This window comes from Oribacterium sp., assembly GCF_057249185.1.
In genome coordinates, this window is the sequence record NZ_DBHIGR010000009.1 from 17,603 (window position 1) to 27,120 (window position 9,518).

A 9,518-nucleotide genomic window follows, 5' to 3' on the forward strand; every position below is an offset into this window, starting at 1 on the left:
CTGCCTCCTTTATGAAAGCTTTTCCTCTTCCTTCTTCAGAAAATCATGGTAAAGCTGAATAATTCGCTGTTCCATATCTTCCTGCAAAAGGCCGGAAATCTCTATGTTCCTGATTAAATCTCCCTCCTGCTCGTTAAAGAAGGCTAAAACTTTGTTCTGTAAGTCCTTCACATCCTTCTTCGCTGTACCCAGGAATTCTTTATGAAGGGCAAGAACCAAAGTTACCACCTGCTCTCCCAAAGAAAGGGGACGGCCAAGGGGCTGCTTTAACAGCTCCATCAAAATCGCTCCCTGTTCCAGCTGAGTCTTGGTGCTTTCATCAAGGTCAGAGGAGAACTGGGTAAATACCGCCATCTCTCTATACTGGGCCAAGTCGATACGCAGGGAACCTGCCGCCTTCTTCATGGCCTTGGTCTGGGCTGCACCACCCACACGGGATACGGAAAGTCCTACATTTACCGCAGGTCTCTGTCCTTCAAAGAACAGGTTACTCTCTAAGAAAATCTGTCCGTCAGTAATAGAGATAACATTGGTAGGAATATAAGCGGAAACGTCTCCGTCCAAAGTCTCGATAATCGGCAGGGCGGTAATACTACCTCCGCCCAAGGCATCGGACAGACGGCAGGAACGCTCTAACAAACGGGAATGGAGATAGAAAACGTCTCCGGGATATGCCTCACGTCCGGGAGCTCTTCCCAAAAGAAGAGACAGGGCACGGTAAGCCACCGCATGCTTGGAAAGGTCATCATAAACAATCAGGACATCTCTTCCCTGATACATAAAGTACTCCGCCAGAGAGGTTGCCGCATAGGGAGCAATGTACTGAATCGGTGCCGGATCCGCCGCTGTTGCCGCTACCACACAGGTGTAGCCCATGGCTTCATTTTTCTTTAGGTTTTCCACCAAAGAAGCAATGGTGGATTCCTTCTGTCCGATAGCAACATAAATACAGATACAATCCTTTCCCTTCTGGTTCAAGATGGTATCTATGGCAATGGAGGTCTTTCCGGTCTGTCTGTCTCCGATAATCAACTCACGCTGTCCTCTACCGATGGGGAACATGGAGTCAATGGCTAAAATTCCGGTCTGTAAAGGAACATTTACGGACTTTCTGTCAATGATTCCCGGAGCCGGCTCCTCAATGGGGCGGTATTCCTTCGTGTTGATAGCCCCTTCTCCGTCAATGGGAGCGCCCAAAGCATCTACGACACGACCAAGATAAGCGTCTCCCACAGGGATTCCCGCCATCTTGTTGCTTCGTACCACTCGGCTTCCTTCGATAATTCCTTCTTCATCGCCAAAGAGGATAACACCGATTCGGTTTCTTTCGATGTTCTGTACCATACCCCGAACACCGTTGTCAAAGACAACGATTTCTCCGTACATGGCATGATCCAGTCCATTAATGATCACGATACCGTCACCTACGGAGCTGACAAAACCGATTTCTTTCTTCTCCGCCTTTAAATCAAAGTCCTCTACGGAGCTTTGTAAAATGCTGATAATATCCTGTTGGCTGTTGGAAAAACGCTTATTCTGCATTTCCTCCAAAAACTGCTCTCGTCTACCCTTTGTACTCCAATCGTACTGGTCGTGACCAACCTCCAGGACAAATCCTCCTCCCAGACTCTCATCCTCTTCCAATACGACTTCAATGTTCCGGGAATGATATTTGTTATAAACAAACTCCCGAATTCTCTTTAATTGTTCTTCCTCCGGCTTGGTTACGTACCGAAGATGTACTTTTAATTTGGTGGATTCTTCATTGGAGATTTTTTCATACTCCTCTGCCACCTCACCCCATGCACTGAGAAGGCCGTCGTTGCACAGTACCTTCAAGGTATCCCTAACTTCCGTAGGGAAAATGCTATCGATGATAGACATTCTCTTTTCCAAAGGTATTGTGGCGTCGGAAAGCTGTCCTGCCGTCTCCGGTAAAACTTCAAAAATCCGACTGGTCTCCTCTATAACGCTTTTCGGAACGCGCATTCTGAAAAGCTGTTTTGCATACTCTACCACTTTTTGCAGCATAGTCCTTACTCCTTCTTCTCCGCATCTTCTAGGAAGGTATCATACAGCTTTTGATTGTTTTCCACGGAATCCTTGCTGGCTGCAATCTTATAGGCAGCCTTTGCCACAAGCATAGCCACCTCTTCTTCCATTTCGTGTTGCTTCTGTTCAGCCTGCCTTTGAGCCTCTATCTTGGCTTCCGCGATAATCTTATCTGCCTTCTCCCTGGCATTTCCGATGATTTCATCGTATTCAGAAGACGCCTGCAAACGAACAGCCTCTAACTTTTCCTGCCGTTCCGTATCAATCTTTGCCATGCTGTCTTCATACTGTTGTTTCAAATCTCTGGCCTTTGTATTGGCCTCTTCCGCTTCTCGATAAGAAGTGTCCAGTTCGTCCTGTCTTGCCTTCAAAGCGGCACGAACAGGTTTAAACAGAAAGCGATGCACAAAATAAACCAGCACCAATAAATTAATGACTGTAAAAATAATACTACTTAGATTGAGACTAAGCATCGTTTTCCCTCCTTCGATTCCAAAACCTGTTCCTTACTTTAAGAAGAGGATAATCATAAGTCCGATAACGAAACCGTAGATGGCTGTTGCCTCGGCCAAAGCACAACCAAGTAAGAGGATAGTCATAATCTTAGAACTTGCTTCCGGCTGTCTGGCTACCGCCTCTGTTGCCTTTCCTGTTGCCAAACCGATGGATAATCCTGCTCCAAGACATGCCAATGCTGCAATTGCTGCTCCTAATGCTACCATAATTTTTTCTCCATTCTGTCGCTCTGCGACCAATTTTACTACTACCTACACTACTCCGCTTTACTCTACCGCTTCCGCAATATAGAGCGATGTCAAAAATACAAAAACATACGCCTGTACCAGACCGTCAAAAAGATCAAAGTACAAAGACAAGATTGCCGGAACTCCTACCGGAACCACCAATTCCACAAGCTCCATGATAACGAAGGCTCCTAAAACATTTCCAAAAAGACGCATACACAAGGATAATGGTCTGATGAAGACCTCCAGGATATTAATCGGCGTCATAATGGGAATAGGTTGTGCGAAGCGCTTGACCCAGCCTCCCGTACCGAAGGCACGAATTCCCGCTACTTCCACAAGAATAATGCTCATCAGGGACAGTGCCACAGGAACATTAAAGTCCTTTGTGGGCGGCTTAAAGCCGAAAACACCGAAGAGGTTGGCTATACCGATAAAAATCAGTACCACCGCCAGATACGTACCGTATTGCTTGCCCTCTTCTCCCAGATTGCCTTCCATAAACTTGTCCAGCTTTGTCACAATCAACTCTGCGATCTGCTGTCTCGTCCCCGGTGTACGAACCTTGCAATCTCTACCCAACAGGTAAGCGCCAAATATCATTACCGCCATGATGATCCAAGTCACCACAACAGATTCGGAAACAGGAATTCCTCCAAAAATCGGAATTGTAAAGACAGTCTCCACATTCAGCTCTTCCAGCAGGGATGCTGCAAGCTTTTCCATGGTTTTCCCCCTTTCTTCACTCTCAAGTACCTTTGAGATTATAGGCACTCTCTCCGTGATTGCAAGTATTTTTCAAAATTAAGCGAAAAATATTTTCTTTACTATTTTTTTGTCATTTTTCTCCAGCAATCTCAGGTTCACGAAAGCTAATTTTACATTTCTTACAAGCAAAGTGCAAGATGTTTTCATTTTTCTCTTTCATAATGGATACAATACGCAAAGTTTTTTCCTATCGGAATTAGATATTCATGTAGAACTACCATATTATTTTGAAGCATTTTAAAGGGACTGCAAAAAATTTCTTTAATTTTGATTTTTTGCAGTCCCTTTAAAATTATTTTTCTTCTTATGATATAGCTTTGCGAAAAAGTCTTCACCCTCTTATGGAGATACTGTCAGGGTTGTGGAGCCGGCCTTGGCCTGCTGTGCTGTAGTAGCTGCGGCAGCACGGCTCTCCGTAGTGGATTTTGTTGCAGAGTTTGTACTTGTACCGGAAGCATTGGCCGCCGTAGTAGCTGTGGTATTGCCTCCTGTTGCACTTTGTGTAGTACTGATTTCCTCAGAACGTACATACTGCTTGGAAATATAGGCATCCTGTCCGTTATAGGTGATTTCTAACCACTCATCATTATAATCCGCCTTGTATTGCAGCTCTGTTCCTTCATCCAACACGGTGAGTACTTCTGAATCTGTTGTGCTGGGCTTTGTTCTGATTCTTACTCCTGTGGTGGTGAAATAACGCTTCGGCGTAGCCGTAGTCTCCTCCACGGTGGTTTCCTCCGTGCTTTCCATTGTTGCAGAGGTCTCTGTTACTGCCGCTGTAGTTTCCACTACGCTATGCTTCTTTGCGGAGAAGAAAAGCACCTTTACCAGAATAATCACGATAATAGCAATAGCCACCGGAAGAGCAATTCGTAAAATGCTGTACAAATCCCATTCTGTTCCCGGATTTCTGTTTGCAGTACTTCTCTGTCTTCTGCCGGCTGTTCCGGCAGTTCTTCCGCTTCTTCTCTTCACAGAACTGCTTGAGCCTACGCTCTTTTGTAAACGTCTTGCTCTATCGGTTCCTGCTCCGGTTCTTTCCTTTCCGGCTGTGTTTCTTCGAACGGGGATTCCTGCTCCCAGTTCTTCTTCCCGCTCTTCCCTTTCGATTTCTCGAATTCTGGAGGAATATCCTTCGGTGGTAAGTCTGGGCGCCTCCGCTCCGTAATTCTCCGCATCAATACGGGAAGCCAGTCCTGCCTGTCTTGCTGTTTCTCTTCTTAAGCTGGAGCTGGAAATCGTATTCTCCTCTCCCAGCTCATCTCTATAGGCTGCGGAAGAAGATGTAGCGGCAAGAGAATCCTCTCCCTGTATTCCTTCATTTCTTCCCGGTCCCTCTTCCACATACTCCGATAAGGCATCTCTTAACATGGAGAAGGAGTCATTGGCATCCTGGGCAGTGGATTCATTGCCAAGCTCTGCCAGTTCTCCAAAGGCCCGAATTCCGTGATAGGTATCTCTGGACTTGGCAGAAATAATACCGCCTTCAAAAAGCTGATTAATATCGCTCTCTAAATTACTGGAGACCATCAAAGCCTGATCGATCTGCATCCGTACCAGGCTGGCCAAAATCTCCTTGTCCATAATCACCGCTTCTTTATATTGTCCGTTCAAGAGGTAGTTCTGCACATCCCCTAATTGTACGCGAATCTTTCCCCAAACACTGTTTTCACGCTCCGCCATATTTCCCTCCTTGCCTCCTGCAATTTTCTTCTGTAGTATACCTAGAAAGACAGCTTTCTTCAAGGAAGAATATCATTTTTCACAAAGAATTCGCGGTTTTTGATACTTCTTTCCTTAAATCGTAAGATTTGTCCTAAAAGCGGCGGAGACAGGCTCTATTTTCAGGGTAAGCAAGCGAAAAGCTTTGGAGAAACGTAAAAAGAGGATAAGCTGTTTACCTTATCCTCCCTCTACTCTATTTTTCGTTTTTTCTCATTAAAAGTCTTTTTATATAATATCCCATCTGCCCTCTGACTTACCGGCAAAAGGTCCGGGAGTCAGTCTGGAATAAATCCGTTCCATTCCCGTATCATCCATCACAGCAACGCAAAAGATATTGACATCCTTTCCCTCATAAATTTTTCCATCTGTCAAACCCTCTGAAAAACTATTTCCCACATACTGCAACTTCATTTCGTCCTCCTTAGGAATGTGGCATGAAAAACATCCCTGTCTCTCTGCACCGCCGGAAGCTCCTTCCTGCGATTCCTGTTCTACTCTATTTTATTAATTTACAATATGTATATCGCAATATTTTCATAAAAAATAAGTTTTTGCAGAGAGCTGTTTTGTTTTTTTCTAAGTACATTTTAAGGAGCCGCTCTGAAGCCCTACTATTTATTTTCGGCAGGCCTTCTCTTCGCAAGCTCTCAGTAAGTCTTACGGGCTCAGATACTTTTATAAAAATTAAAAAAGAGAGCCTTTCGAAAAAACGAAACAGCTCTCTAAATTTCTTCTTTCTATGAAGCATTATAAGGAGGATCTTCTCAAAATAGTAATGACCTTGCCTTTAATTTCCGCTTTCTTAACCGGGCCGAAGAGTCGGCTATCCTTCGCTCCGGAACGCATGTCCGACATCATAAAGTATTCTCCCTCCTTCAGCTTAATAGGATATTTCACCGCCTCCGTGTCATAGGGCTGAGTGGAATAGAAAATACCGTCCTCTACCTGCATATTTCCATTGATTTTTAAGCCGCCTTCATCCGGAATTTCAATCTCGTCTCCCGGCATGCCGATGATTCTTCCCACAAACTGCTTCCCGTCTTTATGATATACCAGAACATCGGAGGGGAAAAATTTATTTTCCAGACGGTAGTATAGCATCAGGTCTCCTGCACTGAGCTTTGGCTTCATATCGTCATTTTTCACCGGAGCGATTCCGAAAATGACGAAGAACATCACATAAATCAAGGCACCCATCAAAAGCAGATGGGAGAAGAAGGAACGAATGTCTCCCATTTGCCGGTAATAAGTTCTCTTTTTTCGAATCACATCCAAAGGAAGGACTGCTTTTTTCTCTACTTCTTTTTTCTTCTTTGCCATATCCTATCCCTTTAGCTTTGCCAGCTCTTCTTCCAAAGCGGCAATTTTTTCGTCTCTTTCCTGAATTCTGGCTTTGTAGCCGATTTCCATCACCTGAATGGCGGAACGGTATTCTCCGTCCAAATCCTCTAATTTCTTCCAAACAGAGGCAGGCTTAAAGCCGAAAAAGGCCTTTCGAAATTTCATCTTCTTCAGGTACTGCGCTACTTCTTCTAAATTCTGTGATGCCATACTACTTTCCTTTCCTTTGGGATTTGAAAACAGTATAGCCTTTTCCTCCTGCATTTGCAAAAAGTTCTTAAAATTTTAAGAACTTGTCTTCCGGAAATTTCCCGAAAGCCCTTGCAGGCTTTGCAATGTCTGTTACACTATTCTCATGCCAAAAAAGAATACAAGCTTGCGTTCTGTGCTGAGGGCTCACGCAAGAGCTAAACGAAAAATAATTTTTCTTTAGAATAATGAATTGAGTAGAAAGGATATTTATGAAAAAACTGATTTCCTGGAATGTAAATGGGCTTAGAGCCGTTATGGGAAAAAATTTTATGGAGGATTTTAAGCGTTTGGATGCGGACATCTTTTGTTTGCAGGAAACCAAATTGCAGGAGGGACAGATTGACCTGGAGCTGCCGGGTTATTTTCAATACTGGAATTATGCGGTGAAGAAGGGCTACTCCGGCACCGCCATTTTCACAAAGGAAGAGCCGCTGTCCGTACAGTACGGTATCGGCGTGGAAGAGCATGACCAGGAAGGGCGTGTGATTACGCTGGAATATCCGGAGTTTTATCTGATTACCGTCTACGTTCCCAACTCTCAGGGAGAGCTGAAGCGTCTTCCCTACAGAATGGAGTTCGAAGATGCCTTCCTGAACTACATCTTAACTTTGGAAAAGAAAAAGCCGGTAATTTATTGCGGTGACTTAAATGTTGCCCATGAGGAAATCGACCTGAAAAATCCGGACACTAACCACATGAGTGCGGGCTTTTCCGACGAGGAAAGAGCGAAGTTTTCCAGAGTGTTGGACTCCGGCTATCTGGATTCCTTCCGCCATTTCTATCCGGACAAGGAAGAGGAATACAGTTGGTGGAGCTACCGTACCAAGGCCAGAGAAAGAAATGTAGGTTGGAGAATCGACTATTTTGTGGTTTCCAAGCAGTTAGAGAAGAAGCTCCTTTCCGCTTCTATTCATCAAGAAGTAATGGGCTCCGACCATTGTCCTGTGGAAATCACTTTGGATCTGTAATAATAGAAAGGGGAAAAGTATTTTATGAAATTGAAATGTGATGTTCATACCCATACTCTTTATTCCCGCCATGCTTACTCCACGATTTTGGAAAATGTTGCCGCGGCGAAGGAAGCCGGATTGGAGCTACTTGGCTCTACGGATCATTTTTCCGCCATGCTCTATCCGGATTATGAAAATGTCCGTCACTACCAGTATTTGATGGTAAGTCACACCTGGCCCAAGGAAATTCATGGCGTTCGGGTTTTGCAGGGCTGTGAAGTGGATATTGTGGATATGGAGGGAAACCTTTTCGGTTTTGATATTCCCATTTGGAAAAATATTGACGGAGATTTTTACAGTGACGGGAAGAAAATGTCTCTCTATGAGCGTGTCTGCAAGAAAATGGACTATTGTATTGCCTCTGTCCACCGAAACAGCTTTGCCAAGGGAGAAAGCGCTCTAGCTTGCACCAAGCTTTATCTGGAAGCCATGAAGCACCCAAAAATTCTGATTCTTGGGCATATCGGTCGTTCCGGACTCCCCTTTGAAATCGATCCGGTGCTTCTTGCCGCAAAGGAACAGAATGTTCTGATTGAGATTAATGAGCATTCCATGGATGAAGGAAGCGAAACCAAAAAGCGTTGCGAAGCCATTGCAGTACGCTGTGCGGAACTGGGAGTACCCATCTCCGTTTCCAGTGATGCCCATATTGCTTTAAAAATTGGAGAATATCAAAAGGTGGAATCCCTGCTGGAGAAGATTCATTTTCCGGAAGAGCTGATTATGACCAGAGATAAGGAAAGCTTTTTACAGCATATGAAGAAGGCAGGACTGGGGTAAGGCGGGTTTTGCACCGCTGTTTCAAGTTAATATATATATGTATATGGTCGATATTACTCATAGAAAATAAAGGAAGAGGTACTATGATGAGTATGACCGTTAGCAATATGGCAAAATACGCCATAGCAAAACAGGATTTTGATCCTCAGTCCCAAAAAAACCAAAATCTATCTCCTGAAGAAAAAGAATGGAGAAGTTTAAGCCAAGAAGAGAGACACTTCCGTAATCTTATTGCCGCAGGAGGCGACCCTTGGATGAGTCCGGATTATCCCGGTGCAGGAAAAGAGTATATTATTCCTGTAAGTAAGGATATTGAAGCTTTGGCAAGAAAAGAAATCCGTGATGCCTTCTTAAAGAATCAAGGATTTGTGAATTCTGCCGACGCTGAAAGCTATAGTAAAAAGTTTAGAGATTATGCTAAGTCACAAAGCGGCCCGGAAAGAAGAGCCATTATGTACACGATAGATCAAATCGGCAAGGATGAAGTATCCAAAATTGAACAGAAAATAAAGTCTGTTGATACAAACTGGAGCCCTCGTCAATCCTTTGATCCTAAAATCATTCAGGAGTATCTGCAAGAACAGGTACAAATTGAAGGAATCGATCAAAAAGTATAAAAAAGAGGATGCAGGATATATAGCTTTTCCTGCAGTATAGGTCTGAAATACGGGGCAATCTGAGCCCGTGGGTTCTTGGCTTTTGTCTTGTAAAAGCTTAGAACCCCTAAGGCTAGACTTTTCTTCAGAAAAGCCTAGCCTGGACAAAGCCAACTTCCGAAGGACGTTGCTTTGCGATCGAGTAGGAGGCGGCGACTAACCGCCGTCCTCTCACAGCACTGTACGTACGG

Annotated in this window: 11 protein-coding genes; 3 read left to right on the forward strand and 8 right to left on the reverse strand. The window is 44.3% G+C overall.

Features of this window, described 5'->3' with window-relative positions; all coding sequences use genetic code 11:
- Positions 1 to 9 precede the first annotated feature (9 nt).
- The 8 genes from atpA to ACO4PX_RS01260 all read right to left on the reverse strand — a co-directional run bounded on the left by atpA (position 10) and on the right by ACO4PX_RS01260 (position 6,839).
- Complete coding sequence (gene atpA, locus ACO4PX_RS01225) at positions 10 to 2,031, reverse strand: F0F1 ATP synthase subunit alpha (protein WP_315375086.1); 2,022 nt, start codon at positions 2,029 to 2,031, stop codon at positions 10 to 12.
- A gap of 5 nt (positions 2,032 to 2,036) precedes the next feature.
- Complete coding sequence (locus ACO4PX_RS01230; RefSeq protein ID WP_007157400.1) at positions 2,037 to 2,525, reverse strand: F0F1 ATP synthase subunit B; 489 nt, start codon at positions 2,523 to 2,525, stop codon at positions 2,037 to 2,039.
- A 33-nt stretch (positions 2,526 to 2,558) separates the two neighbouring features.
- Positions 2,559 to 2,774: an ATP synthase F0 subunit C gene (atpE, locus tag ACO4PX_RS01235; RefSeq protein WP_308579702.1), complete on the reverse strand. Its 216-nt coding sequence runs from the start codon at positions 2,772 to 2,774 to the stop codon at positions 2,559 to 2,561.
- A gap of 60 nt (positions 2,775 to 2,834) precedes the next feature.
- Complete coding sequence (locus ACO4PX_RS01240; protein ID WP_183684650.1) at positions 2,835 to 3,521, reverse strand: F0F1 ATP synthase subunit A; 687 nt, start codon at positions 3,519 to 3,521, stop codon at positions 2,835 to 2,837.
- A 381-nt stretch (positions 3,522 to 3,902) separates the two neighbouring features.
- A complete protein-coding gene (locus ACO4PX_RS01245) occupies positions 3,903 to 5,246 on the reverse strand; it encodes an SH3 domain-containing protein (RefSeq protein ID WP_485571021.1) in 1,344 nt (447 codons plus the stop codon).
- Positions 5,247 to 5,513: 267 nt separating this feature from the next.
- Positions 5,514 to 5,699, reverse strand: a complete 186-nt coding sequence (locus ACO4PX_RS01250) for a hypothetical protein (protein WP_183684653.1) — start codon at positions 5,697 to 5,699, stop codon at positions 5,514 to 5,516.
- 336 nt (positions 5,700 to 6,035) lie between these two features.
- Positions 6,036 to 6,608 (reverse strand): signal peptidase I, encoded by a 573-nt coding sequence (gene lepB, locus ACO4PX_RS01255; RefSeq protein WP_315001043.1) that lies wholly within the window; start codon positions 6,606 to 6,608, stop codon positions 6,036 to 6,038.
- A 3-nt stretch (positions 6,609 to 6,611) separates the two neighbouring features.
- Positions 6,612 to 6,839 (reverse strand): hypothetical protein, encoded by a 228-nt coding sequence (locus ACO4PX_RS01260; protein ID WP_040649157.1) that lies wholly within the window; start codon positions 6,837 to 6,839, stop codon positions 6,612 to 6,614.
- A 251-nt stretch (positions 6,840 to 7,090) separates the two neighbouring features.
- Between ACO4PX_RS01260 and ACO4PX_RS01265 the strand changes: the two genes are divergently transcribed.
- From ACO4PX_RS01265 to ACO4PX_RS01275, 3 genes are all read left to right on the forward strand, one after another.
- Positions 7,091 to 7,849: an exodeoxyribonuclease III gene (locus ACO4PX_RS01265; protein ID WP_315375082.1), complete on the forward strand. Its 759-nt coding sequence runs from the start codon at positions 7,091 to 7,093 to the stop codon at positions 7,847 to 7,849.
- A 24-nt stretch (positions 7,850 to 7,873) separates the two neighbouring features.
- Positions 7,874 to 8,671, forward strand: coding sequence for a phosphatase (locus tag ACO4PX_RS01270; protein ID WP_315375081.1), 798 nt, complete (start codon positions 7,874 to 7,876; stop codon positions 8,669 to 8,671).
- 83 nt (positions 8,672 to 8,754) lie between these two features.
- Positions 8,755 to 9,288: a DUF3879 family protein gene (locus ACO4PX_RS01275; RefSeq protein WP_472446315.1), complete on the forward strand. Its 534-nt coding sequence runs from the start codon at positions 8,755 to 8,757 to the stop codon at positions 9,286 to 9,288.
- Positions 9,289 to 9,518 lie beyond the last annotated feature (230 nt).

What these genes read in the sequence shown, in the direction of transcription:
- atpA (WP_315375086.1), bottom strand. Translation starts at nt 2,031, where the DNA reads ATGCTGCAAAAAGTGGTAGAGTATGCAAAACAGCTTTTCAGAATGCGC.
- ACO4PX_RS01230 (WP_007157400.1), bottom strand. Translation starts at nt 2,525, where the DNA reads ATGCTTAGTCTCAATCTAAGTAGTATTATTTTTACAGTCATTAATTTA.
- atpE (WP_308579702.1), bottom strand. Translation starts at nt 2,774, where the DNA reads ATGGTAGCATTAGGAGCAGCAATTGCAGCATTGGCATGTCTTGGAGCA.
- ACO4PX_RS01240 (WP_183684650.1), bottom strand. Translation starts at nt 3,521, where the DNA reads ATGGAAAAGCTTGCAGCATCCCTGCTGGAAGAGCTGAATGTGGAGACT.
- ACO4PX_RS01245 (WP_485571021.1), bottom strand. Translation starts at nt 5,246, where the DNA reads ATGGCGGAGCGTGAAAACAGTGTTTGGGGAAAGATTCGCGTACAATTA.
- ACO4PX_RS01250 (WP_183684653.1), bottom strand. Translation starts at nt 5,699, where the DNA reads ATGAAGTTGCAGTATGTGGGAAATAGTTTTTCAGAGGGTTTGACAGAT.
- lepB (WP_315001043.1), bottom strand. Translation starts at nt 6,608, where the DNA reads ATGGCAAAGAAGAAAAAAGAAGTAGAGAAAAAAGCAGTCCTTCCTTTG.
- ACO4PX_RS01260 (WP_040649157.1), bottom strand. Translation starts at nt 6,839, where the DNA reads ATGGCATCACAGAATTTAGAAGAAGTAGCGCAGTACCTGAAGAAGATG.
- ACO4PX_RS01265 (WP_315375082.1), top strand. Translation starts at nt 7,091, where the DNA reads ATGAAAAAACTGATTTCCTGGAATGTAAATGGGCTTAGAGCCGTTATG.
- ACO4PX_RS01270 (WP_315375081.1), top strand. Translation starts at nt 7,874, where the DNA reads ATGAAATTGAAATGTGATGTTCATACCCATACTCTTTATTCCCGCCAT.
- ACO4PX_RS01275 (WP_472446315.1), top strand. Translation starts at nt 8,755, where the DNA reads ATGATGAGTATGACCGTTAGCAATATGGCAAAATACGCCATAGCAAAA.